18 protein-coding genes are annotated in these 25,479 nt (G+C 62.2%); 10 read left to right on the forward strand and 8 right to left on the reverse strand.

All coding sequences use genetic code 11. The features are described 5' to 3' along the window. From JFN91_RS19845 to JFN91_RS19875, 7 genes are all read left to right on the forward strand, one after another. Positions 1-2,898, forward strand: coding sequence for an FAD-binding and (Fe-S)-binding domain-containing protein (locus JFN91_RS19845; RefSeq protein WP_199390883.1), 2,898 nt, complete (start codon positions 1-3; stop codon positions 2,896-2,898). 331 nt (positions 2,899-3,229) lie between these two features. After that, positions 3,230-3,523, forward strand: coding sequence for a MoaD/ThiS family protein (locus JFN91_RS19850; RefSeq protein ID WP_199390884.1), 294 nt, complete (start codon positions 3,230-3,232; stop codon positions 3,521-3,523). A 247-nt stretch (positions 3,524-3,770) separates the two neighbouring features. Beyond that, on the forward strand, positions 3,771-5,195 hold the full coding sequence (locus JFN91_RS19855; RefSeq protein ID WP_199390885.1) for a phytoene desaturase family protein: 1,425 nt from the start codon (positions 3,771-3,773) through the stop codon (positions 5,193-5,195). Positions 5,196-5,324: 129 nt separating this feature from the next. Further along, positions 5,325-6,770 carry a lipase maturation factor family protein gene (locus tag JFN91_RS19860; RefSeq protein WP_199390886.1) on the forward strand — a complete coding sequence of 482 codons (1,446 nt, stop codon included), beginning with the start codon at positions 5,325-5,327 and terminating at the stop codon, positions 6,768-6,770. A 215-nt stretch (positions 6,771-6,985) separates the two neighbouring features. Beyond that, on the forward strand, positions 6,986-7,567 hold the full coding sequence (locus JFN91_RS19865; RefSeq protein ID WP_199390887.1) for a PEP-CTERM sorting domain-containing protein: 582 nt from the start codon (positions 6,986-6,988) through the stop codon (positions 7,565-7,567). 139 nt (positions 7,568-7,706) lie between these two features. Then, complete coding sequence (locus JFN91_RS19870; protein WP_199390888.1) at positions 7,707-8,213, forward strand: peroxiredoxin family protein; 507 nt, start codon at positions 7,707-7,709, stop codon at positions 8,211-8,213. Positions 8,214-8,287: 74 nt separating this feature from the next. Continuing rightward, entirely contained in the window at positions 8,288-8,725 is a 438-nt protein-coding gene (locus JFN91_RS19875) for a phosphate-starvation-inducible PsiE family protein (RefSeq protein WP_199390889.1), read from the forward strand. Between the two features lie 242 nt (positions 8,726-8,967). Here JFN91_RS19875 and JFN91_RS19880 read toward each other — a convergent pair whose 3' ends face one another. The 3 genes from JFN91_RS19880 to JFN91_RS19890 all read right to left on the reverse strand — a co-directional run bounded on the left by JFN91_RS19880 (position 8,968) and on the right by JFN91_RS19890 (position 10,746). After that, complete coding sequence (locus JFN91_RS19880; protein WP_199390890.1) at positions 8,968-9,825, reverse strand: SDR family NAD(P)-dependent oxidoreductase; 858 nt, start codon at positions 9,823-9,825, stop codon at positions 8,968-8,970. A 41-nt stretch (positions 9,826-9,866) separates the two neighbouring features. Beyond that, complete coding sequence (locus tag JFN91_RS19885) at positions 9,867-10,172, reverse strand: hypothetical protein (protein ID WP_199390891.1); 306 nt, start codon at positions 10,170-10,172, stop codon at positions 9,867-9,869. A gap of 82 nt (positions 10,173-10,254) precedes the next feature. After that, the gene (locus JFN91_RS19890; RefSeq protein ID WP_199390892.1) at positions 10,255-10,746 is read right to left on the reverse strand and encodes a VOC family protein; all 492 of its coding nucleotides are present in this window, start codon (positions 10,744-10,746) and stop codon (positions 10,255-10,257) included. Between the two features lie 416 nt (positions 10,747-11,162). Between JFN91_RS19890 and JFN91_RS19895 the strand changes: the two genes are divergently transcribed. Both JFN91_RS19895 and JFN91_RS19900 read left to right on the forward strand, forming a co-directional pair. Further along, on the forward strand, positions 11,163-13,829 hold the full coding sequence (locus JFN91_RS19895; RefSeq protein ID WP_236015275.1) for a response regulator: 2,667 nt from the start codon (positions 11,163-11,165) through the stop codon (positions 13,827-13,829). A gap of 82 nt (positions 13,830-13,911) precedes the next feature. Next, positions 13,912-16,548 carry a CHASE domain-containing protein gene (locus tag JFN91_RS19900; protein WP_199390893.1) on the forward strand — a complete coding sequence of 879 codons (2,637 nt, stop codon included), beginning with the start codon at positions 13,912-13,914 and terminating at the stop codon, positions 16,546-16,548. Here the strand turns inward: JFN91_RS19900 and JFN91_RS19905 are convergent. After that, positions 16,536-16,886, reverse strand: coding sequence for a toxin (locus JFN91_RS19905; protein ID WP_199390894.1), 351 nt, complete (start codon positions 16,884-16,886; stop codon positions 16,536-16,538). The genes JFN91_RS19900 and JFN91_RS19905 overlap by 13 nt on opposite strands. A gap of 80 nt (positions 16,887-16,966) precedes the next feature. Next, the gene (locus JFN91_RS19910) at positions 16,967-17,689 is read right to left on the reverse strand and encodes a YkgJ family cysteine cluster protein (protein WP_199390895.1); all 723 of its coding nucleotides are present in this window, start codon (positions 17,687-17,689) and stop codon (positions 16,967-16,969) included. A gap of 220 nt (positions 17,690-17,909) precedes the next feature. Here JFN91_RS19910 and JFN91_RS19915 point away from each other — a divergent pair, with 220 nt between their 5' ends. Then, on the forward strand, positions 17,910-18,287 hold the full coding sequence (locus JFN91_RS19915; RefSeq protein WP_199390896.1) for a hypothetical protein: 378 nt from the start codon (positions 17,910-17,912) through the stop codon (positions 18,285-18,287). Here the strand turns inward: JFN91_RS19915 and JFN91_RS19920 are convergent. The 3 genes from JFN91_RS19920 to JFN91_RS19930 form a co-directional block, all read right to left on the reverse strand. Then, complete coding sequence (locus JFN91_RS19920; RefSeq protein ID WP_199390897.1) at positions 18,265-21,429, reverse strand: PocR ligand-binding domain-containing protein; 3,165 nt, start codon at positions 21,427-21,429, stop codon at positions 18,265-18,267. The two genes, JFN91_RS19915 and JFN91_RS19920, sit on opposite strands and share 23 nt — an antisense overlap. Before the next feature lie 357 nt (positions 21,430-21,786). Beyond that, positions 21,787-24,426 (reverse strand): putative bifunctional diguanylate cyclase/phosphodiesterase, encoded by a 2,640-nt coding sequence (locus JFN91_RS19925; protein WP_199390898.1) that lies wholly within the window; start codon positions 24,424-24,426, stop codon positions 21,787-21,789. A gap of 374 nt (positions 24,427-24,800) precedes the next feature. Then, positions 24,801-25,295 carry a cytochrome P460 family protein gene (locus JFN91_RS19930; protein ID WP_199390899.1) on the reverse strand — a complete coding sequence of 165 codons (495 nt, stop codon included), beginning with the start codon at positions 25,293-25,295 and terminating at the stop codon, positions 24,801-24,803. Positions 25,296-25,479 lie beyond the last annotated feature (184 nt).

Here is a 25,479-nt window from a genome sequence, read left to right on the forward strand (position 1 = left end):
ATGAGCGAAGCAGATAAAAAGGGAAGCAAAACGCTGAACGCACAGGCACTCGAGGCCGAGCTGCGCAGCGCGGTGGACGGCGAGATCCGTTTTGACAGCACGAGCCGCGCCCTCTACGCGACCGACGCCTCCAACTACCGCCAGATACCGATCGGCGTGGTGCTCCCGAAGACCACCGACGCCGTCATCAAGACCCTCGAGATCTGCCACAGGCACGGCGCCCCGGTGGTCTCGCGCGGCGGCGGCACCGCCCTGTGCGGCCAGACCTGCAACGTCGCCGTGGTCATCGATCACTCCAAGTACCTGCGCGGCATCCTGGACATCGACCCGCAAAAGAGGACGGCGCGGGTGCAGCCGGGGGTGGTCCTGGACCAGCTGCGCGACGAAACCGAGAAGTTCCACCTGACCTATGGCCCCGACCCGGCCACCCACGACCACAACACCTTCGGCGGCATGATCGGCAACAACTCCTGCGGCATCCACTCGGTCATGGCCGGGCGCACCGCCGACAACGTGCTGGAGCTGGACGTGATCACCTATGACGGCGTGCGCATGACTGTCGGCCCGACCAGCGAAGAGGAGCTGGAGCGCATCATCGCCGCGGGCGGCAGGCGGGGCGAGATCTACGCCGGTCTGCGCGACATCCGCGACCGCTACGACCGGCTGATCCGGCGCCGCTATCCGAAGATCCCGCGCCGGGTTTCCGGGTTCAACCTTGACGACCTCCTCCCGGAGAACGGCTTCAACGTGGCGCGCGCCCTGGTGGGGACCGAGGGGACCTGCATCACCGTGCTCGAGGCGACCGTGCGCCTGGTGCACAGCCCGCCGGCGCGGACGCTCCTGGTGCTGGGCTACCCCGACGTCTACAGCGCCGGCGACGACATCGGCGCCCTGATGGAATTCGGGCCGGTGGGGCTCGAGGGGCTGGACGAGCTCCTCATCAAGTTCATGAAGAAGAAGAAACTGCACCCCGAGGACGTCGAGCTGCTTCCCGAGGGGAAGGGGTGGCTCTTGGCCGAGTTCGGCGGCGACACCAAGGAGGAAGCCGACCACAAGGCGCGCCAGGCCATGAAGAAGATCGGCAAACGGCACAACCCGCCCTCCATGAAGCTATTTACCGACAAGAAGGAGGAGAAGATGGTCTGGGATGTGCGGGAATCTGGCCTCGGCGCCACCGCCAACGTCCCGGGCGTGCCGCTGGGGTGGCCGGGATGGGAGGACGCCGCCGTCCCCCCGGAAAAGGTGGGCCCCTACCTGCGCGATTTCCACGCCCTCCTGAAGGAGCACGGACTGATCGCGTCGCTCTACGGCCACTTCGGCGACGGCTGCATCCACTGCCGCATCTCCTTCGACCTCTTCACCCACCAGGGGGTGCAGAACTACCTGAGCTTTCTGGACAAGGCCACCGACCTCGTGGTCCGCTACGGCGGCTCGTTCTCCGCCGAGCACGGCGACGGGCAGTCCAAGGCGATGTACCTGGAAAAGATGTACGGCCCCGAGCTTTTGGAGGCCTTCCGGCGCTTCAAGGAGCTGTGGGACCCGCAATGGAAGATGAATCCCGGCAAGGTCGTGGAGCCCTTCCGACCCGACCAGAACCTCAGGCTGGGGCCGGAGTACAACCCCTGGCAGCCCGAGACCCGTTTTCGTTTCCCCAACGATGACGGCAGCTTCCCGCGCGCCATCCTGCGTTGCGTCGGCGTGGGCAAGTGCCGCCGCACCCACGACGCCTTCATGTGCCCGAGCTTTCTGGCCACCCTGGAGGAGAAGCACACCACAAGAGGGCGGGCGCACCTCCTGTTCGAGATGTTCCGCGGCGACTTCGTGGCCGACGGCTGGCACAGCAAAGAAGTGCTGGAATCCCTGGAGTTCTGTCTTTCCTGCAAGGGGTGCAAGACCGACTGCCCGGTCAACGTCGACATGGCCACCTACAAGGCCGAGTTTCTGCACCACCACTACCGGCACCGGCTCCGTCCGCTCCCCGCTTACTCCATGGGATTGTTCGGGATCTGGGGTGCCTTGGGCGCCAAGGTCCCGGGACTGGCCAACTTCATGGGCCAGACCCCGGTGCTCTCCGGCATCACCAAGGCGTTGGGCGGCATCGCCCCCGAGCGGAGCATGCCCCGCTTCGCCCCGGAGACCTTCACCGCCTGGTACAAAAACGGCAAACACGGCGGTCGCAGCGAAGGGCGCCGCGTCGTGCTCTACCCCGACATTTTCAACGACTGTTTCTTCCCGGAGACTCTGAAGGCCGCCTTCGCGGTCCTGACCCACTACGGCTACCAGGTCGTCATCCCGGAAAAGTGCCCCCCCGCCGTGCGTCCCCCCATCGACTACGGCATGATCGAGTATGCCAGGAAGAAGATCCTCAAGGCCGTCGGGATTTTGAGTCCTTATGTGCGTGAGGGGATCCCGGTGTTGATCCTGGAGCCGAGCACCGCCGCCGTTTTCCGCGACGAGCTATCCGAGCTCTACCCCCAGCACGAGGACGGCAAGCGCGTCACCAGTCTCACCGTGACCATGTCCGAGTTCATGAAGAGGGAAGGACTCACGGTGCCCAAGCTTTCCGGGACTATCGTGTACCAGGCCCACTGTCACCAGAAGGCGCTGTTGAACCCGGAAGCCGGGCACGAGCTGTTCAAGCAGATGGGGCTCACCGTAATCGAGCCGCAGCAGGGCTGTTGCGGCATGGCCGGTTCCTTCGGTTTCGAGAAAGGGAAGTACGAGATATCCATGCGTATCGGCGAGATGGGGCTGCTCCCCGTGGTCAGGAAAGCCGCTCAGGGCGACTACATCGTTGCCGACGGTTTCAGTTGTCGCACCCAGATCTTGCAAGCCACCGACCGGAAGCCGCTGCATCTCGTCGAGCTGCTGTTGCTAGCCCTGAACCGTGGCAAGTAGCCGCAGCCGTCTCAGTTATAAGAGTTGCGGGCCTCCCGGCCCGCAACTCCCTCTGCCCTCTCCACTGTCTTCCCCCAGCCCCCCGCACACAGCACACAGCACACCGCCCTCCCAGTCTCTGAGTCTCCTGCCTTCCCATGACTCCCATTATTCCCATCACTCCCATAATTCCCATTACCCCTCACTCTCACACTTCCCATCCCCCCATTTATAGTGTAAACTTTTTACCGAACGATCGTTCGACCAACGGCACGATGCCTCACTCCCGGCAGTTGCAGCATGAAACGGTGAAGCACCGCCCGCAATGTCACAACAAAGAGAGGAGTCAGACATGTCATCGAAAGCAAACACGACGGTACGGATGTTCGGCCTGCTGCACACCTTCAGGAAAGACCATGGTCTTCCTTCCCAGGCCGAGGTAGCGGTTCCCGAGGAAGGCTGTTCCGCGGCAGCCATCGCCCGGGATCTCGGTCTTCCCATGGAGAAGATCGAGGCGGTTTTCGTCAACCACAAGGCTTATGCCCTGGACCACGAAGTGCATCCCGGCGACCAGGTAGCCTTCGTCCCCACCGGCGTCCCCGGTCCCGGCCGCATGATGCTCGGCATCCGCCACGCCCACAAGTAACTGTCCCAGCGCCAGCCGCCGCCCCGTTGGTTCGGGGCGGCCGGCGCCCCCACTCCCCGGTCAAACGCTTCGCTTTTCCTCTCCCGTCTCGTTTTTCTCAGATGTCCTCAGATTTCCTCCTTGTGACCGGTTTGCAGTTCGATTTTCGCTTTTCTCAGATTTTCCTCAGATTTTCTCCGTGGCCAATGGTCTTGTGTTTGTTAGACTTGAACCTCGTGTTTTCATTCCGGCTGTCAAGGATCTGCCGATGACCAAGGGGAGTGACATCGATGCCGTAGTAGTGGGTTCCGGCCCCAACGGCCTGGCCGCCGCCGTGACCCTGGCCAGGGCCGGCCTCTCGGTCACTGTCGTGGAAGGCGCCGCCACCTTCGGCGGCGGCACCCGCAGCGAAGAGCTCACCCTCCCCGGTTTCCTGCACGACGTCTGCGCCGCCATCCACCCGCTGGGTGTCGCATCCCCCTTCTTCAAAACACTACCACTCGCCGAATACGGCCTGGAATGGATCTACCCGGAGGTGCAGCTTGCCCACCCTCTCCCGGACGGGGAGGCCGCCCTGCTCTTCCGCGACCTCAATGCCACCTCTTCCCTCCTAGGCAAGGACGGCCCCTCCTACCGCCGCCTGTTCCAGCCGCTGGTCGAGCGCTGGGACGACCTCGCCCCGGACCTGCTGGCGCCATTGCACTTCCCCCGGCACCCCATCGCCACTGCGCTCTTCGGGATGAGGGCCTTGCTCCCGGCGCACCAACTGGCCCGGTTCTCATTCAGGGAAGCTCCCGCCCGCGCCCTCTTCTGCGGCATGTCGGCGCACGCCTTTCTCCCCCTGCAGCATCCGCTCACCTCGGCCTTCGGCCTCATCCTCGGCACGCTGGGTCACGTGGCCGGCTGGCCGGTGGCCAAGGGGGGCTCGCGCAACCTGGCCGCCGCCCTGGCCGGCTACCTCCGCGCGCTGGGAGGCGAGATCGTGACCGGGTGCCAGGTGAAGAGCCTTGCCGACCTCCCCGCCGCCCGCATCGTAATGCTGGACGTCACCGAGCGCCAGTTGGAGTCCATCGCCGGGCCGCGCCTGCCGACGGGATACCAGCGCCGGCTGCAGCGCTACCGCTACGGCCCGGGCGTCTTCAAGATCGACTGGGCCCTCGACGGCCCCATCCCCTGGACCGTGGCCGACTGCCGGCGCTCCGCCACCGTCCACGTCGGCGGCACAGCTGAAGACGTCACCGCCGGCGAGGCCGAGGTCTGGCGCGGGATCCACCCCGAGCGCCCCTTCGTGCTGGTGGCGCAGCCCACCCTGCTGGATCCTACACGGGCGCCGCAGGGAAAGCACACAGCCTGGGCCTACTGCCACGTCCCCCACGGCTCCACGGTAGACATGACCGCGCGGATCGAGGCGCAGATCGAGCGCTTCGCGCCGGGATTCCGCGACCTGGTCCTCGCGCGCCACACCCGCAACTGCCTGCAGTACGAAAAATACAATGCCAACATCATAGGAGGGGATATCAACGGCGGCGTACAGGACCTGCGTCAGTTCCTGGCCCGCCCCAAACTGCTGGCGCCGTACCGGACCCCGCTTCCCGGCGTCTACCTCTGCTCTTCGGGGACGCCCCCCGGCGGAGGCGTGCACGGCATGTGCGGCTACCACGCCGCGACCCTGGCACTCAACGACTTGAAGTAAGTCAAAAGCGGTCACCCAGAGTTCCCCCCTTTGCAAAGGGGGGACAGGGGGGATTTGATTTTCTCTGCGTGCTGCGCCGATACTCCGCGTACTTCGCGCAGCCGCTTCTGATTTTTCCACGGAGCCCTTATGAGTGACGACGGTTACTGGATCATCCGCCTCATGCTGCAGCGGGGACTGGGCGTCATCTACCTGATGGGTTTCCTGGTGGCCTGCAACCAGTTCCGCGCCCTGTGCGGCGACCGCGGCCTGGAACCCGCCCTCCCCTTCATGCGCCTGGTCCCCTTCCGCGATGCCCCGAGCCTCTTCTACTTCGTGCGCGGCGACCGCGCCTACTTCCTGGTCGCCCTGGCCGGCGTCTTCCTGTCGCTTGCCGCGGTCACCGGCCTCTCCGATGCCGGCGGCACCCTCCTTTCCATGACGGTCTGGCTCCTGCTCTGGGTCTTTTATCTCTCCTTCGTCAACGTCGGGCAGACCTTCTACGCCTTCGGCTGGGAGTCGCTGCTCCTGGAGGCGGGCTTTCTGGCCGTCTTCCTCGGCCCATCCGGCGTGGAGCCGCCGTGGGCGGTGATCTGGCTCTACCGCTGGCTCGCCTTCCGCATCATGTTCGGTGCGGGGATGATCAAACTCCGCGGCGACAGCTGCTGGCACGACCTCACCTGCCTCGACTACCACTTCGAGACCCAGCCCATGCCCAACCCGCTCAGCCGTCTCTTCCACCGCCTCCCCGCGCCGGTGCACAAGGCGGGCGTGCTCTTCAACCACCTGGCCGAACTCGTGCTCCCCTCCCTCTTCTTTCTCCCCCAGCCGGTGGCCGGCGCCGCCGCGGCAGGCTCGCTGCTCTTCCTGCTCTCCATCATCGTGAGCGGCAACTTCGCCTGGCTCAACTGGCTCACTGCGGTCATCTGTTTCAGTCCCCTGGACGGATCCTTCATCGCCCACCTCCTCGGCCTGCGCCCCGCTCCGCTTATCCCCCAGCCGCCGCTGTTCCAGGCGCTCACCTGGGGCCTGGTGCTCCTCGTCGCCGCCAAAAGCGTCGAGCCGGCCCGCAACCTCTTCTCCAGGCGGCAAATCATGAACACCTCGTTCGACCCGTTTCATCTGGTCAACACCTACGGTGCCTTCGGCAGCATCACCAGGGAGCGCTACGAGATCGTGCTGGAGGGGACCCAGGCGGAGCACGCCTGGGAAGAGGCGGCCTGGCGCCCCTACGAGTTCCGCGGCAAACCGGGGGATCCCTCGCGCATGCCCCCCTTTATCGCCCCCTATCACCTGCGCCTGGACTGGCTGATGTGGTTCGAGGCGATGCCGTCCCAGGGTGGTCACTCGCGCTGGTTCGTACACCTCGTGATCAAGCTGCTCCAGGGAGACGCGCAGACCCTGCGGCTGCTGCGCCACAATCCCTTTCCCGATGCCCCGCCGCGTTTCATTCGCGCCCTCTACTACCGCTACAACTTCGGCGACGAGCAGTGGTGGCGCCGCGAGTTGGTCGGCGAGTACCTGGTTCCGGTTTCCCTGGAGCAACCGGTGATAAAGCAGGTGCTGGCAAAGTACCAACGAAGCGTCGCTGGCTGACTGCAGGTGCGCCGCAACCCTACGGGGACGGGCTCCGCAGGTGCCTCTCCCCCTCATAATCATTCGCCCAGCCCAAGGTGCCGCACCACCAATCCCGCCTCTCTTATTAGCGACGACCTACCCGCCGTTTAACACCTTAGCCGTTGCTTCAATATCATTGGGAAAATATAATCACAGTATCGGTGCACGACTGACAGCAGCAAAGGAGGTCACACATGAGGACCAAGCTTCTCGCCGCCGCGCTTCTGGTGCTGTTGCTTCTGCCGGTAACGTCGCACGCCCATCTCTACGATTACGAGTACGTCGGCCTCCCCTTCGACTGGTTCGGCGGGCCCACCTACACTCCCGCCGACCACGTCACCATCTCCCTGCTCACCGACCATCCACTGAGCTTCGGCGAGCGCGGTTTTGCGGACAACCAGAGCTCCGAGATGATCTCCTTCATCATGTCGGACGGCTACCAGACCATGAATGTCGCCAGCACCGGTTTTTGCGAACTGCAGATCTTCGACGGCCTCAAGGCCGACGGCACCCCCTACGGCTGGTGGATCTGGCTCTCCGACACCCCCGACGGCACCGGCAACACCGTCTATTCAGAGAACTCCCCCGACGGCTCCTATGACATCGGCATGAACGGCGCCGACTTCGGCCGCAATTTCAACGACGGGACCTGGACCGTCTCCGTGAAGTGCGACCCGAGCCCGGTTCCCGAGCCGTCGACGGCGCTGCTGCTAGCCACGGGTTTTGCCGGCATGTGCTGCGCGACCTGGTGGCGCAGGAAAAACGTGCAAAGGTAACCGCTCCATAACTCGATAGCGACCTGAGCCGTGCCGACCAGTTTCCGCAAAGGAAGCTGGTTTTTTTGTGTTTTCTGGTACACTCGCGTGGTGGCGCCGCCACGGCGACCAGTCTGCGCATTCAATGGGAGGGATGAAAATGAGACGATCGATCCTGGGAAGTATGGCAACGTCGGCACTCGCCGCCATCGGCAGTATCGGCTCCCGACTGCCGCGGGTGGGGGAGAAAGCGCCGGAGTTCGAGGCGGAGTCAAGCCTCGGCAGCGTGAGTCTCGCCGACTACGCCGGGCAAAAGCATGTGCTGCTCGCCTTTTACTACGCGGATTTCACGCCGGTCTGAACCAGCGAGATGCAGGCTTTTCAGAAAGAGCTGCCACTTTTTGAGAAGCAGGACGCCCAGGTCCTGGGCGTGAGCAGCGACACCGTAGCGACACACGTGGACTTTGCCCGGGAGCACGGCCTTGCCTTCCCGCTCATCGCCGATGAAAGCGGGAAGTTGCAGAAGCTTTACGGCGCCGGTCGCGCCACCTTCGTCATCGACAAGTCGGGCGTCATCCGTCACATCCAGCGCGGCTTCCCCGATACCGCCAAACTCCTGGCACAGCTCGCCAAGCTGCAGCACGAAGAGGATGTCACGCAATTGTAGAACTGCACTCAACAGCCTGTAACCTTCCTCTGTTACCTTCGCCGCAAACAACATGAACAGAGGAGAATCGATCCATGTGGAGAGAAAACAGTGTCGATCTGAGGTTGAACCGCTTTTACGAGATGTCGGCGCGCGCCGTGCTGTGTCTGCTGATCATCGCCATCCTGCTTGCCATCGTCGCCGGTGTCGGCTGCACGATTTACGACCTGCGTCTGGTTTTCCAGCAGGATTTTCATGGCGCCTCCAAGCAGATCATGGTGGACCTGCTCACTGTTCTGGCCATTATCGAGGTGCTGCGCACTGCTCTGGCCTATTCCACCGAAGGGCGGGTGAAGGTGACCTACATCATCGATACCGTCATCGTCACGGTGCTGACAGAAGTGATGGCGTTCTGGTACAAGGACATCGACTGGCGGGAAGTCGCCATGACCATCGCGCTGGTGCTTTCTTTGGCATTGATCCGGATCGTGGCGGTGAGGTTTTCACCGGCCGGAGCACGGAGGGAACTGTAACCGATGGGAGAGAACCTGGGGGAAAAGCGGCAACTACTTCAAGGTGCTGGTGCAGGACGGTGGGCAGCACTTGCTCCGACACGATCTCAATAAAGATTGCTGGGAGCTGGTGCCGCCCCGCCAACCAGAAACAAAAGCATGATTATTAACGCAAAGCCGCAAAGGCGCAAAGATCAGCAGATCCAAACCTCTTGTGTTTTTGGTTTACTTTGCGCCTTTGCGGCTTTGCGTTAAATAAGGTTTTACGCCTTCGTTTCCTGACCGCGAAGGCTGATGAGCTTCAAGGTCAACTCCCTGAGCCGCCGGCGCGCCTCGTCGTCATAGGCCTGCTCCGCCGCCCGCTTCGGGCTTCCCTGGTCGAAGTAAAGTCCCGTCTTCCCCTGCAGTTCGTCGTCCACCGCCAGCCGTTCCAGGTAGCGCGCCCCTTCCTCCACCGTGGTCCGCGCCGCTCCGAACCACTCCCGCACCATCTTGGTATCCATCAGCGACGCCGGATGCATGGCGTTGACGGTGATGCCGGTCCCCGCCACTTCGTGCGCCAGGTCGAAGCTGAACATGATCAGGGCCAGCTTGCTCTGGGCGTAGGCACGCATGCCGTCGTATCCCTTTTCCAGCATCACGTTGTCGAACTCCAGTTCCTGCTGGGCCACCGAGGCCACGTTCACGATGCGCGCGGCGCCCACCTCTTCGGCGCGCAGGCGCACCAGCGGCAGCAGCCGGTAGCTGAGCAGAAACGGCGCCAGGTAGTTGACCGCGAAGCGCAACTCCAAGCCGTCCCGGCTCACTTCCCGCAACTTGGGATCGGGCCCCGCGCCGACGCCGGCGTTGTTGATCAAAACGTCCAGCCCGCGCCAGTCGGCGGCGACGGCGTCGGCCAGCGCCTCCACCTCCGCCAGCGAGGAGAGATCCGCATTGTAATAGTGCAGCCGGTCGCTGCCGGTGGTCTCCTTGATGGCATCGGTCACCCGCCGCCCTTTTTCCGGATCCCTGCCGTGCAATAACAGCGTCGCCCCTAAGGCGGCGAAATCGGTGGCGACCTTTTCACCCAGGCCGTCGGTCGCACCGGTGATCAAGATGACGTACCCTTCCAGGTCTTTCATGGCGGACCTCCTCGTTGAGGCCTACAACCGCTCTCCTGTTCTCAATTCATGCTATTGGCGCCGGCGGCCCAGACCGCCAGCCATTGCTGCTGCGGGGTCATGCTGTTGCCGTGCTGGACCATGACCCCGTCCTCCCGCTGGTAGCTGCAGAACCATCCCGGCTTATCGGCGCCGGGAAAGGTCGGGAACTCCCCGGGATGTTCTTTGGCATCGTAGGGCGCCGAATAGGTGCCGTCGTCCTTGGGAGGCCGGCAGCGCTCGTCCCCTGTGTACCAGTACGTTTCGGCACCGGCGAGTTGCGCTCCCATGAGCGCGGTGATGGCGATTATGCGCAACATGCTTTTCATGACTGACAACCTTTCCTGCGCTTGCGGCCCCCGCGGTCACGCCGCCGATGGCGCATCCGGGTGCCGCAAGCGGCAGCACGCGTTATGATTTGATCTCTTTTATTTCCTTGGGCACTTGTGCAAAGGCGGCCTTGGCCCCTTCCCTGATCTCTTCGGGGGTCAGGTCCCTGGTATGGGTCGCCAGCATCCAGTTGTAGCCGAAGGGATCCTGTAATGAACCGGCCCGGTCTCCCCAGAACATGTCCTGGACCTCCATCTTCTCGATGGCTCCCGCTTCCAGCGCGCGTCTGAAGGCCGCGTCGACGTTCTCCACGTAAAGGTAGAAGCTGATCGGCGACGCCCCCAGGGTTTCCGCGCTCTTGCAGTTTTCACCCGGGAATTCGTCCCCCATCATGATGATGGAATCACCCACCATGAGCTCGGCGTGCATGATTCCCTTCCCGTCCGGTCCCGGCATCGCGTATCTCTCTACGGCGCCGAACGCGTTTCTGTAAAAATCGATTGCCTTGCGGCAGTCCTTGAACATGAACATGGCTGTGACACTGTGAAATCCTTCCGGAATGGATTTGACCATGACAAACCTCCTATCAGACGGGCATTTACCACGCCCCGACCTACTCAGGATAGGATTTGGCCCAAGCGATGTCAATACCCGTCCCCGGCAGGTTCTGCCGCAGTGCCAATGTCAGTCGTTGCCGCGCCCGTCTCAGTTTTCCCCCCGCGTCCGTCCCCCCAACCAACCTCCCCCCGAACCTCCCCATCATTCATTCCCATCATTCCCATCATTCCCATCATTCCCATCATTCCCATCATTCCCATCATTCCCATCATTCCCAATACTCCCATTACTCCCATTCCACCCCGCTCCCCACCGTCATGCCCGCAACTTTTCTGCTCAACCAGTTTAAAGCTTTCAGATGCACCTGCCGAAAAGGGATGCACTGTTACCCCGCTCAGCTGACGCATCTTCACCCAATGAAGGAATGCGACATGACTCGTATCCGATTGGCTGTAACAGTTGTTTTCCTGCTCGTGACAGTCCTGTCGGTGCCCTTTTGCGACTGCGGCCTCGCGCAGACGAGGGTCCAGCTCAGCCTCGAGGAGCAGCAGTGGCTCCGGCGCCATCCCGTCATCAGGCTCGCCCCCGACCCCGATTTCCGCCCCATCGAGTTCTTCGACGACCAGGGCCGGTACCAGGGCGCCTCCGCCGACATGATCCGGCTCCTGGAAGAAAAGCTCGGCATCACGATCACCGTGGTCCACCTGAAAAACTGGGACGAGGTGCTGGATAAATTCAAGGCGCACGAGGTCGACCTCATCGGGGCCATGGTGAGGACCCCCAACCGCGAAAAGTTCGCCCTCTTCACCGACACCCTGGTTTCCGTCCCGGGCGGGATCTTCGCCCGCAGCGGCTCTCGCACCGACCTCACCCTGGCCGACCTCAAGGGGAAAAGGGTCGCGGTGGTCTCCAACTATGCCTCCCACGACATCCTCAAGACCAGGTTCCCCGAGATAAAGCTGGAAGTGGTTCCCGACGTCGCCACGGCCCTGGCCAAGACCTCGCTGGGCATGGTCGATTTCTACGTGGAGAACATGGCCAACGCCACCTTCTACGCGCAGCAGGCCGGCATCACCAACCTGCAGCTGGCCGGCAAAACCGATTTCGACTACCGCTGGGGGATGGGAATACGCAAGGACTGGCCCGAACTGCAGGGGATCCTCAACAAGGGGCTCGCCGCCATCGGCAAGGAGGAGCGCACCCTCGCCCTGCAGAAGTGGCTCTACGTCGACGACCTGCACTGGCGCCCCACCAGGACGTTGGTCATCGGCATCGTCGCCGCGCTGCTTGCCCTGCTCCTGGCGGGAGCCGCCTACGCCAACTACGCGCTCAAGAAGGTGGTGCGCAGCCGGACGGCGTCGCTGCAGGAAGAACTGGGTGAACGTGCCAGGGCGGAACAGGCCCTGAAGGCGCTGTCGATCGAGCTCGAGGACCGGGTCCGGTCACGCACGGCGGACCTGGAGCGGGAGATCGCGGAGCGGACCCGCTCGGAGCAGGAAGTCGCCGCCAGCGAGCAGCGCTTCCGCCAGCTGTTCCAAAACGTCGCCGACCCGGTCTACATCGCCGACGCCACCGGCAGGATCCTCGCCGCCAACGATCAGGCCTGCAGCGAGCTGGGCTTCACCAGGGAGGAACTCACCGCCAAGAGCATCGGCGATCTCGACGCCATCAGCGATGACGAGGGCAAGGTCGTCCGGCAGATCGAGAGCGTCCCCACCGCTTCCTCGGTCACCTTCGAAACCATGCACCGTCGCCAGGACGGCACCACCTTTCCGGCGGAAGTTAAGGTGAGGCGCATCGATTTCGAGGGACGTCCCGCCGTCATCGGTGTCGCCAGGAACATCTCCGAGCGCAAGAAGGCCGAGGAGGAGCGCATCCGGCTCGAACAGCAGCTGCTGCACGCCCAGAAGCTGGAAAGCCTGGGCGTCCTGGCCGGCGGCATCGCCCACGACTTCAACAACATCCTCACCTCCATCATCGGCAACGCCGAGCTGGCACAGCTGCGGCTCACCCCGGAGTCCCCCGTGCTGGATAACCTGCAGCGCATCGAGGCCTCCGCCGTGCGCGCCGCGGACCTGGCCCGGCAGATGCTGGCCTATTCGGGGAAAGGGAAGTTCATCATCGAGTCCATCGACCTGAACCGCCTGCTCAAGGAGATGGGACACATGCTGCAGGTCGCCATCTCCAAGAAGGCGGTGCTGCGCTACAACATGTCCGAAGAGCTGCCGGCTGTAGAGGTGGACGCCACCCAGATCCGGCAGATCGTGATGAACCTGGTCATCAACGCCTCCGAGGCCATCGGCGACCACGACGGCGTCATAGCCATCTCGACCGGCTGCCTGGAATGCAGGGAGGAGTACCTGAAGGATCCCTGGCTGATAGACCCGATTGCCGAAGGCTCCTACGTCGCCCTCGAAGTCAGCGATAGCGGCTGCGGCATGAACAAGGAGACCCTGGCCAGGATCTTCGATCCCTTCTTCACCACCAAGTTCACCGGCCGCGGGCTCGGCATGGCGGCGGTGCTCGGCATCATCCGCAGCCACAAGGGGGCCATCAAGGTGTACAGCGAACCCGGCCGCGGAACCAGCTTCAAGGTGCTGCTGCCGGTAACCTCAGGTGCGGCAGGTGCTGCTGCGGACGGCGTCCCGGAGCTGAAGGCCGATCTCTGGCGGGGCAGCGGGGTGGTACTCCTGGTGGATGACGAGGAGACCATTCGGAGCACCGGCAGCGAACTGTTGCGCGAGCTCGGCTTCGAAGTGGTCACCGCAGCGGACGGCTGCGAGGCGGTCGAAATCTACCGCAGTCACCCGGACATCGTCCTGGTGCTTTTGGACCTCACCATGCCCCACATGGACGGCGAGCAGTGTTTCCGTGAACTGCGCCGGCTCGACCCGGCGGTCCGGGTCATCATGTCCAGCGGCTTCAGCGAACACGAGGTCTCACAGAAATTCGTGGGCAAGGGGCTGGCGGGGCTGATCCAGAAACCGTACAAGCTCTCCTCGCTGCGCGATACCATCCGGGCCGGCGGCCTGGGCAGCGCCCCGGTGACGGCCGACGCTGCCTCAGCTCCCTCCTCCGCGCCCCGCTCCCCGGATTGAATTCGAATAAAACTCCTGTAAAGTTAAACATCCCGGCCGCCAAGGCCGGAAGAGCCACATGTGAGGGAACCGGAAAACACCGATGCCGACCAAGAGCGTCCAGCCCATTGAACCTGCCGCCTCGCCGCTGCGCGGCGTTTCCTCCTGGGGAAGAGCCGTCAACCTGCTCCCCTACCTGGTGCTGACCCTGTCGCTGTTCATGACCCTGTTCTTCTGGCGCCAGTATGACCGCAGCCTGACTTCCCGCTTCCAGACCGCCTTCCACGACAAGAGCCTCGAGATCGTGGACCGCTTCATCAACCGGATGATCGACGACGAGCAGGTTCTGCGCGGCGCGGCAGGGCTGTTCGACGCCAGCGACAGCGTCACCCGCGACGAATGGCACCGCTTCTCGATGGCGCTGGCCCTGGACCGGAACTACCCCGGCCTGCAGGGGCTCGGTTTTTCCGAGGTGGTGCATCCGCAGGACAAAGAACGACATGTCCGGCGCATGCACAGCGAAGGCTTCCTCACCTACCGCATCTGGCCCGAAGGCGAGCGCCCCATCTACTCCGCCATCGTCTACCTGGAACCCTTCGACTGGCGCAATCAGCGCGCCTTCGGCTACGACATGTTCTCCGAGACCAATCGCCGCAACGCCATGGCCAAGGCGCGCGACACCGGGGATGCCGCCCTCACCAATCCCGTCTTCCTGGTGCAGGAAACCGAAACGGACCGCCAGAAAGGGGTGCTGATGTACCTGCCGGTGTATGACCGGACCCGGCCCACCGCGACCGAGGAGCAGCGCAGGGAGGCGCTCAAGGGTTGGGCCTACAGCCCGATCCGCATCAGGGACTTCATGTCGGCCTCCTTCCCAAAGCCGCCTCAAAGCATCGCCTTCCGTATCTACACGGAAAACAAGGTCAGCGATGCCACCCTGCTTTTCGACAGCACGGCCGACTGGAAGATCCGCCTCCCCCGGAACTACTATCCCGAATTCCAGAGCAGCCGTACCGTGACCAGGTTTGGCCGCGAGTGGCTGTTTTCCTTCCAGTCGCTGCCGAGCTTCGCGCAGGAGCAGGGCAAAAGCCAGTCGCGCAGCTATCTCCTGGGCGGGCTCGTGGTCAGCGCCCTGCTCACCGTGATCGCTTTCATGCTGCGCCATGCCCACACCAGCGCCATCAGGGCGGCGTTGGCCCTCAGGGAAAGCCAGGAGCGCTACCGCAAGATCTCCGAGGACAGCCCCGCGTACATCTGCACCTATCTGCCTGACGGCACGCTCACCTACGTCAACCCGGCCCTCTCCGAGGATGCACACATGCCACAGGGCGAGATGGCAGGAAAGAACTTCCTCGACTTCCTGCTCCCCGAGTTCCGCTCGCCGGCACAGGACTCGCTGCACAGCCTCACCCCGGACCACCCCTCCGAGACCGGTGAGCTCGCCTTCTTCGGCCCCGGCAAAAGCGTCGTCTGGCATCAATGGACCAACAGGGGGATCTTCGATCAACAGGGGCGGCTGGTCGAGGTACAGGCGGTGGGCCAGGACATCACCGAACGCAAGAAGGCCGAAGAGGAGCGGGTCCGCTACGAACAGCAGCTGCTGCATGCCCAGAAGATGGAGAGCCTGGGGGTCCTCGCCGGCGGGATCGCACATGACTTCAACAACATCCTCATGGCCATAATCGGCAACGTCGACCTCTCGCTGATGAAGCTCCCCGACGATTCCCCCGTCACGCCCAACCTCAAGAACATAGAGACAGCCGCCAACCGGGCCGCCTACCTCGCCAAGCAGATGCTGGCCTATTCGGGCAAGGGAAGGTTCATGGTAGAGAAGGCCGACCTGAACCGGCTCATCGAAGAACTGCGCCACGTGCTGGAAACCTCCGCCGGCAACGCCGAACTGAAGCTCGACCTGGCCCGCCCGCTTCCCGCGGTGGAGGCCGACCCGAACCAGATGCGGCAGATACTGATGAACCTGGTGCAAAATGCCGGCGAAAGCATAGGGGAAGGAAAAGGGGAAATCACCCTCCGTACCGGGTCCGTCACGCTGGACCGGGACAGTGTCATGGATCTCATCCTGGGCGAGAACATGACGGAAGGGCGCTATGTCTTCATGGAAGTGGTGGACACCGGCAGCGGCATGGACGAAGAGGTGCAGAAAAAGGTATTCGATCCCTTCTTCACCACCAAGTTCACCGGTCGCGGTCTCGGCCTGGCCGCGGTGCACGGCATCGTCCGGGGGCACCGGGGGGGGATCCGGATCTACAGCGAGCCGGGGCGCGGCACCACCTTCAAGGTATTGCTGCCGGCAACCGAAGCCGCCACGGAACCGGTCCCGGCGGAACCGGTGCAGGACGACTGGCGGGGAGAAGGAAAGATACTGCTGGTGGACGACGAAGAGACGGTGCGCAGCATCGGCACCCGGATGCTCAGGGAATTGGGGTTCACGCCGGTGGCGGCTTCGAACGGCGAGGAGGCCCTGTCCCTCTACCGGGAGCATCCCGACGTCAGGGCGGTCATACTCGATCTCACCATGCCCGGGATGGATGGGGAGGAGTGCTTCCGGCAGTTGCAGGCCCTCGACCCGAAGGTGCAGGTGATCATGTCCAGCGGCTTCAGTGAGCAGGACGTGGTGCAGAAATTCGACGGCCGCGTCCTCGGCGGCTTCATTCAAAAACCTTACACGCTGAAAGCACTAAAGGAAGTGATGCGCAAGGCCTTTCCCCCTCAGGCCCTGTGATGTTTGACCCTGCTCGCCTCGTTCTTGTGGTAGATGTCGAAGAAGATCACGCTGTTGTCCCCCACCTCCCGGCAGAAGCCGCACTTGTTCTCCAGCTTCTTCCCCTCTTTACGGCACTGTTCGCACCAATGGTAGATGAGGCGGTAGTCGCGTCGCCCGACGTACTTCTTCAGTTTTCCCTGGAACTCGCCATGCATCCACCCGTCGGCGTCGGCCGGGTTGTCCAGCAGGCGGTCGATAACGTGCATAATGCGGCTGTGACCGGGCGGGTCGTGTTTTTGGATCTTCTCCATCTTGGCGGCGAAGCCGGGAGTCGGGAAAAAAGAAAACGGAGCCATAATCTCCTCACCACTGCACATGCCCAAGCGTCCCCCCCTTGTGAAAGGGGGGACAGGGGGGATTTTGCCGCGCGCTCACCCTACGAAACCGTCACCAGCAGCGGATGATCGAACCCTGCCTCCGCGATGACCCGCTCCGCCTCTCCGCGTCCCTGCAAAGCGGCGCCGGCCAAATCATGAGCCCGGCACAGGTGCACCAGCACCCCGAGATTGCCGTAAAGTGAGAACCCCAGGAGGGCGCGCATCTGTTGCCCCCCCGCCTGCTCCAACTCCTTGCCGCTCTCCTGGAGTACCGCCACGTAGTGGCTCGGGAAAGAAACCACCTTGCGATCCAGTCCCGCAATAAAAGCCTCACGCTCCTGCGGAGCGACCTTGGTGAAATCGGCGCCGCACCAGGCACTGTCACGGGTCGAGATGAGCGAGCGGCAGGTGAGCGGGCGAACCGGATAGACACTGCAGGCCCCGTCCTCGTTCAACAGCGGACAGAACCCCATGGTATCCCGGTGCCGGCGCAAATACTGCGCCAGGTCCTCTACCCCCCGTACCAGTTCCCGCAACTTCATGGCGTACTGTCCGACCGCCCTTTCCTTTTCTTCGGTCAACTGCCCCGCCACGGCCAGGGCCTCCGCGAAGCCGGTGTGTACCGCGAGGCTGCAGCAGTTGCGGCATCCCTTGCCGCAGAATACGGAGCCTCCGCCGGAGCGGTAGTCGTCCACCCACGAGCGGACGAACATTTCCAGGAACATCTGCTGCTGCTTCGCCTGGTCAAGAAGTTGAGTCAACGTTTCGCTTGTGACAGTCATAGCATTCCTTCGTGCCGTCATACCGGCCCTGCTTCAGCTTGTGCCGCGGGGATTCCCGCGAGATTTTGCTCATAGCATAATAGTGGCAGATTGGGCAAGCAGGACCTGCTGGTCCAAGCGGATCTGCACCGTCCGCCGCCAACCGCTTGCGCAACCGCGCCAGCCTGCTACCATTAGCCGATACTCATATCACCTGTCACATCGCTATAGGGAGGCCGCTATGAAAAACCTGGCCCTGTCGTTATTACTGCTGCTGATCTGGTGCGGCCCGGCGCGTGTCGAACCCTGCGATTGCCAGCCTATCGAGTACGACGAGTTGCTGACCATGCCGGTGGGTGAGATCAAGGCCAAGATGGAGCAGTATGAAAGGCTTCGTGACGGCTATCTCCGCGGCGGCTCGAGCAACTGTTATTACACCTGCGTCACCGTCTATCAGCACCTGTACGATGCCAAGGTCGAAAAGGAGAGGGACCAGGTCAAGGCCAGGGCCGCAAGGCGCGCCGTCCCGCCGGAGAGCGCACCGCAGCCCGAGAACCCGTTCGCCCCACAACCATCGGGACGCCCCCCCCGCCTGATCACCGGTCCAGGATCTCCCTGACCTTGCGCAGCAGTTCCATCGGCTGCACCGGTTTCATGATCAGCTCGATCCCCTCTTCGGACACCCCCCTGTTCTGTATGAAGTCCGCGGTATATCCGCTCGAATAGAGCACCTTCACCCCGGGCTGCAGCAGCGAGATCTCCTCGAACGCCTCCTTGCCGTTCTTTTTGGGCATGATCATGTCCATCAGGATCAGCGCGACCCTTTCCCTGTTGGCGGCAAACTGCGCGACGACATCCTGCCCGTCCACCGCCTGGATCACCTGGTAACCGTACTGGCTCAGGATGGAGACCACGAGCCGGCGCACTTCTTCATCATCCTCGGCCAAAAGGATGGTTTCGTTCCCGCCCACCGGCGCCTGCACCTGCACGTCCTGGGCCTCCGGCTCCCCCGGTTCGGGCTGCTGCAGCGGCAGGTAGATCCTGAAGGTGGTTCCGTGCCCCGGCTCGCTGTAGACGTTGATGATGCCGCTATGCTGCTTGACGATGCCGTAGACGATCGCCATGCCCAGGCCGGTCCCCTTGCCGACCTCCTTGGTGGTATAGAAAGGCTCGAAGATCCTCTTGCGGGTATCCTCGTCCATGCCGCTGCCGCTGTCCGACACGGTCACCACGGCGTACCGTCCCGGTTCGGCCCGCCCGGACTCGTGGTCAACGGGTGACTCCACCGCCTGCAGTCCGGTCTCGATGGTCAGCATCCCCCCCTTGGGCATGGAGTCGCGTGCGTTGGTGGCCAGGTTGATCAGCACCTGCTCGAGCTGTCCCACGTCGGCGTGCACTACGAGCTGACCGCCGTAGGTCACCGTCTTCAGGTGGATGTCCTCCCCGATCACCCTCAGGATGAATTTCTTGAAGTTCTCGATGACCTCGTTCAGGTCCACGGGTTCCAGGTTGATGACCTGCTTGCGGCTGAACGCCAGCAGCCCCTTGGTCAGTTGCGCCGCCCGCTCCGACGAGGTGAGGATGTGATCCACCCATTCCTGTTCTTTGCTGCCGAGGCTGTCTTTCATCTTGAGCAGGTTTCCGTAGCCGGTGATCACCTGCAGGATGTTGTTGAAGTCGTGGGCAACCCCGCCGGCCAGCTGTCCCACCGCTTCCATCTTCTGCGACTGCCTGAGTTGCTCTTCCAGGTGGATGCGCTCGGCAAGGATGCGGGACAACTTGATGGAACTGAAACTGAGCGTGGAAACGACCTTGGTGAGTTCGGCGTAGAACTTCATCCCGGCGTCGGCCGCTTCCCTGCTGAACCGCGGTACACGCTCCAGCGCGGCCAGGTACTCCTTCTCGTCGAACCCGTAGCGCCTCGCCTGCTCGCGGAAGAACTCCGGATCGGGCGGATCGTCCTCGTAGAAGAACTGCCCGATGAAGACGTTGCCGACATGTTTCCCCCCCACCTCGATCGGGGTCACCATGTCCCACATGTTGTTCTTGCAGCGGTAGAGCTTGTGGGTCCCCACGGCCACTCCCCTGGTCAGCACGGTGTCGCTTTCCATGCAGTTCTTGCAGGCCTCGGGATGGACCCTGTGGAACTTGGTGCAGATGTCCTGCCACCCTACCGCGACCAGTACCTTGCCCGAGACGTCGAGGACCGCCCCCAGCATCCCGGTGATGCGGTAGAAGTCCTCCATCATGGTCTGCAGCATCTCGGTGTCTATGATGTCCGACAGTTCCAGGGCGCCGATATCCCCTTCCGGTTCCAGGATCGCTTTCAGCTTGTTCCTGACCGTCTCCTCGCTCTCTTTGAGCGCGACCTCGGCCCTGCGCCGTTCCTCGACCTCCTCTTCCAGCACCGCGGTCTGCTCTTCGAGCAGGGACGTCTGCTCCTGCAGCGCCTCCTGGGTGAGCTCCCGCTCCTCGAGTTGTTCCTCCAGCTCGACGCTTTTCTTCTTCAGTTCGTCCTCGAGCTGCTTTAATTCGGTAATGTCGGTGGAGATGCCACACAAGCCGTAGATGACGCCATGTTCGTCCCGGAGCGGGAGCTTTACCGTCCAGTAGCTGCGCGGCTGCTCGTTCTCCGCCGCCAGGTTGGTCTCCTCCCTTTTGACCGTGAGCCCATCCTCCAGCACGGGTCGGTCGCTCACCATGATCTCCTGCACCGACTGCGGCGAAAAGAAGGCGGCGTCGGTCTCGCCCACGATCTCCTCTTCAGTATGGCCGAACAGCTCGCAGACCTTGCGGTTGGCATAGGTGTAGCGATACTCGGTGTCTTTTATGAAGATGAAGGCGCCGACGTTGTCGAGGATGGTATCCAGGCGCAGCTTGCTTTCGCGCAAGGCAGCCTCGGAGGCCATGCGTTCGCGGCTGCGCCTGTAGAAGAAATAGACGGCGAGGCAGGCGACCAGCAGCGCGAAGGGGAGCAGGTACTTCAGCATGTCCCGGAAGGTCGGCTCCTTGGTCTGGTAGACCCCGAACCACTTCTGGTACAGCTCGTCGTAATCGCCGTCAGCCTTGGTCACTGCCAGCCCTTCGTTCAGCGCGGCGAGCAGGTCCGACTCCCCCTTGTGCACCCCGAAGGTGAACTTCTGCGCGTAGCCCGCCTTGGCATCGAGGGCGTGTACATTGTCGATGTGCAGCTCCCTCAGCGTCTGGATCCCGGCCAGCTTGCTGACCAGCATGGCGTCGTACTTCCCCGAAGCAAGAAGCTGCAGTCCTTCCCTGGCGTCTTTGACCAGCACCAGCTGCTTTTGCCACCCCCTGGACACGGCGTACTCGTGGGCCAGGTCCGCCTTGAACACGATGATGGACTTTCCCGCCAGGTCCGCCTCCGAATTGATGCGGGAATCCCCCTTGCGCACGAAGATGGCCCCGTTGACGGTGACATGGGGGACGCTGAAATCGGTGTAGCGGTGGCGCTCCTCGGAGGTGGCGATGTTGACCAGGACGTCGACCTTGCCGTCCTTGAACTCCTGGAGCAGTTCGCCCCACGGCCTGACCCTGATGGTATATTTGAGACCCGCCTCCCGGGCCACCTCTTTCCAGAGGTCCACCGCGAAGCCGCCGGCCGTATCGTCGGTACTGCCGGTGGAGAAGGGAGGGAAGTTCTCCTCGCTGCCAACCACGAGTGTTTTCTGGGAGAAATCGGCGGCCGGAGCCGTTGCAACGCAGGCGAGAAGACATACGGTGAGGATGAGACGTCTGAGCATACCGGGTCCTTTGGTCAAAGTGACACTCATGGCAAATACGTTACTGTCTCAAAGACTGACATAAGCTGCGGGATCAATTAAAGAAGGCCAAAGATAAGATAACAAAAAAAGCGAACTCGTAAAGAGAATTCGCTTTTTCTGACAGGATAGAATCGATCAATTATTCACAGGGATGAAGGGGATACAGGGGATAAAGGCCAAGACCAAACATTCTGTGATACTTCAAAAGCAATAGCGTGAAGAACGCTGAGTATACACTGAGATACGCCAAGGAGGCTTTGGAGTAACGACAAAACTCCTTTTTCGCGATCTTCGCGCGTACTTGGCGTACATTGCGTAACCGCTTTTCAATCGGTTTTATCCAAATGCTTTATCCCCTTTATCCCTTTTATCCCTGTTGATAGCCTCTTGTCTTTTTGTGTCTCCAAGTTGCGGTGCAGGACAACCGAGGTGGAACCCCTGGGCGTAGTCGATGCCGACGCTTTGCACCGCCTCCAGTATTTCCTCCGATTCGATGTACTCGGCGATGGTGCTGATGCTGAACTCCTTGGCTAGCATGGCGAGCGTTTTCACGAACGCCATGTCCCGGTAGTCGTTGAGCATGTTCCTGACGAAGACCCCCTCGATCTTCACGTAGTCGATGGGGAACTGCCGTATGTACTGGAACGACGAGAAACCCGACCCGAAATCGTCGATGGCGAACTTGAATCCCTGCGACTTCAGGTCGTAGACGAACTTCTCCAGCAGGCTCAGGTTCTTCACCGTCTCCCGCTCGGTCAGTTCGAAGACCACCCGGCTGCGGTCGATGTGGTACCGATCCGCCAGGCGGATGATGTTGGGCAGGAACTCGCTGAGGATCATCGACTTCGGGGATAGGTTGACGAAGAGGTTCCCCTGGTAGCCCTGTTCCTCGACCATGGCGAACGCCTTCTCCAGGAGGATCGCGTCCAGTCGCCCCACGATGCCGAGGCTTTCCGCGGTCTCGATGAACTCTCCGGCGGCGATGATCTCACCGTTCAACTCGATGCGGCACAGCACCTCGCAGCACTCGGGCTTGCCCGGTCCCAGCGCGACGATGGGCTGGAAATACGGGATGACCTTGCGCCCGTCCACCGCTTCCTGCACCAGTCTCGCCTTTTCCCCCACCATGCGGAACACCTCGACCACGTCATCCGGCGTCGGGATGCAGACCCGGTTTTTCCCTTCCCCCTTGGCCTTGTAGGTCATGTTGTCCGCGAACAGGAACAGGTCCTTCTCGGTCACCGCGTGCAGCGGGAACATGGCAAGCCCTATGGATGCGGTGGCCCTCGCCTTGGCCGCATCGGGGGTGGAGACGTAGAGATCCTCGGTGATGTTCCTGATCCTCGCCGCCACCAGCGCCGCCTGTTCCTCGTCCGCCTCGGGGAGCAGGATGACGAACTCGTCCCCGCCGTAGCGGGCGAAGATGTCCCCCTTGCGCAGCGCATGCTGCACCGCTTCGGCGAATGCGGCCAGGTAGCGGTCGCCGATGGAGTGCCCCCAGGTGTCGTTGATGTGCTTGAAGTTGTCCAGGTCGATCACCAGCAGCGCGAAGCTGTAGCCGTGCCGGTCGGCCCGGCCGGTCTCGTAGCAGATCAGCTCCCAGAACACCCGCTGGTTGAAGAGGTTGGTCAGCGGATCGCGGGTGGCGTAATACTCGAGATCCTTGGTGTACTTGTGGATCGCCTTGATGGAGCCGATCACGTTCAAAAGCGTGGTCAGGATGCTGTCGATCACCAGGCCGCGGGTCGTGTTCCAGGCCGACTCGGACTGTACCCCGATCCCCACCACGCCGCCGATCTGCGGGGAATCGAGGATCAGCGATTTTGTCTGCAGATCCAGGTCCCCCAGCTTCAGGGCGAGCGGCGTCGGGTCGGCGGCGACGTTGTGGATCACCTGCAGTGCCGGGCTATCCGCCAGGCGGGCGTTCTCGCTGCGAATCTTGCGCAGCACCTGCTGTTCCACCTGTTTCTTGGTCGCCTCGCTGGGCTGCGAACGCCAGAAGATCTCGATGTCGTACAGCTCCTCCCCGACCTGGAAGATGCAGAACAGCATGTAGGCGTCCACCACCTGGTTGATCTCCAGCAGGAGGCAGGCCACATGTTCCTTCCAGTCCCGGATCACCTCAGACGTGATGATGAACTTCTCCAGCATCTGGATCTCCAGTTCCAGGATCTCCTTGTCCACCGAAACCGCCCGGATCTTGTCCACCAGTTTGGACACCTCCCCGAAAATGCGGTCCAGTTCGGTGAAGCCGGGGGCGACGTCGGAAAACTCCAGGCGGGTCAGGTCGCGGATGCTGTTCACCTGGATCACCTTGTCGCCCAGTTCGTTGATGGAAGGGACCACGCGGGCGTTCACCAGGCGCGCGATGAACAGCGCCATCAGCACCGGGATGGGTGAAAGCAGCAGGAAGAGGAAGAGCAGTTTGTGTCGGGCCTGCCGCAGCATCGGCCCGATATCCTGGCGCACCTTGAGCGCGCCGAGCAGGCTTCCCGTGCGGGCGTTGCCGTGACAGGCGAGACAATTTTCAGTGGCGAAGAGGGGAAAGATCGCCTCCACCACCCGTCCCTCGCTCCGTTCCAGGACGCTGCCGCTTTTGAAGACCTGTTCCACCCCCGCGTCTGCGGGAAGCGCCACCCGCCCGTAAAGCGCCTCAACGACGGGGGTGCGATACAGTTCCACGGAATGGTTCCCCAGGGCGCCCGAGCCGCCCGGCGTGTTGTAGAGGCCCAGGAGTTCCTGCCGGGTGGCCCCCTTCCCCATCAGCAAGGGAATGGAGCGATGCACCTGCTGCGCCTGGTCGTAAGCGAGTCTGGTCACGCTGCGTTTAACGGTGTTGAGGTACACGACGGACGTAATGCCGAGGACGGAAGCGAAGCTGATGAAGGAGACGGCGAGGGACGATGCCAGAATGAATGTGCGCAGGGAGAGCCGGAAACCGCGCTTCTCCGCCGCTGGCTGTGCGTTACATTCCACCTCTGAGATCTCGAATTTTTCTTCCATGGTAATGCAGGATGTGTTTTCCAATTTAAACAGGACCTTTTTTGTCTTATTTGAAACTGGAAAGGTTTATATCACGCAGTTTTGCTCATAGCAAGAAATTCCTATATTCATGAATCAAGTTAACCGGATATCCGCGAATTCCGAGTCGTTTCCTCACGCGTGAAGTTTTTTAAAGGATCCGCGAAGAAAAAATCTGCTGACACAACGGCTGCTCGCGCCTCAGCGTCCCCCCCCTTTGCCACAAATCGTTGTCCGTGCCCCAGCGTCCCCCCTTTGCGAAGCGCTGCACGAGGCCTCACGTCCCCCCCTTTGCGAAGGGGGGACAGGGGGGATTTGCCTTTGATACCCTACGGTGTCCTAACCATCTTAGTGAACAAGTAATCATTGCCCGCCACCGGCGTATGGCATCCGAAGCACTCCGCGACGAAGCTCTTATCCTTCCCGTAAGGCTCCAGCTTATTGCCGACGAACCGCGCGAAGCCCCACCCACCCGTCTCCTTGTACTTCTTGGTGTCCTTCACCATGAACTCCACCTGCACGAACGCGCCCGGCTCCGTCGCCACCGGGAAGTTCGGGTGTTTCTCCGCTTTCCAGGCCACCTTGGCCAACACGCTTCCGTCCGGAAGCGGTTTCTTTCCCGCCTTCAGGGCGGCCACGGCGGTCTCGTTCCCCGTTATCACCCTGATCTGCCCCTTGTCCTCCCGATACGAAGGTGCCACCACCTTCCAGGAGAGGTAGTCGGGATACAGCGCGATCCCGTTGGGGGCGACCGGGCGATCGGCGGCGACGGCCGAACCGGCAACCGACAGTGCCAAGGCACAGACAACCAGCTTTTTCCTCATAGCGTCCTCCTTCATGCAATGTAATGCGCGTTGCACCTGACACAGGAGAGCAGTTTGATCGGACCTGCCAGACACAGCCGACCTGGAAACAATAACAAAAACTTCGGATGCGTAAAGGATTTAGAATTTAAACCAGCAGACTGTGGCTCTACAAGTCTGTGATCCCAATGTGGTTTGGCTGGTT

The organism is Geomonas anaerohicana, from assembly GCF_016458305.1.
Taxonomy (GTDB): domain Bacteria; phylum Desulfobacterota; class Desulfuromonadia; order Geobacterales; family Geobacteraceae; genus Geomonas; species Geomonas anaerohicana.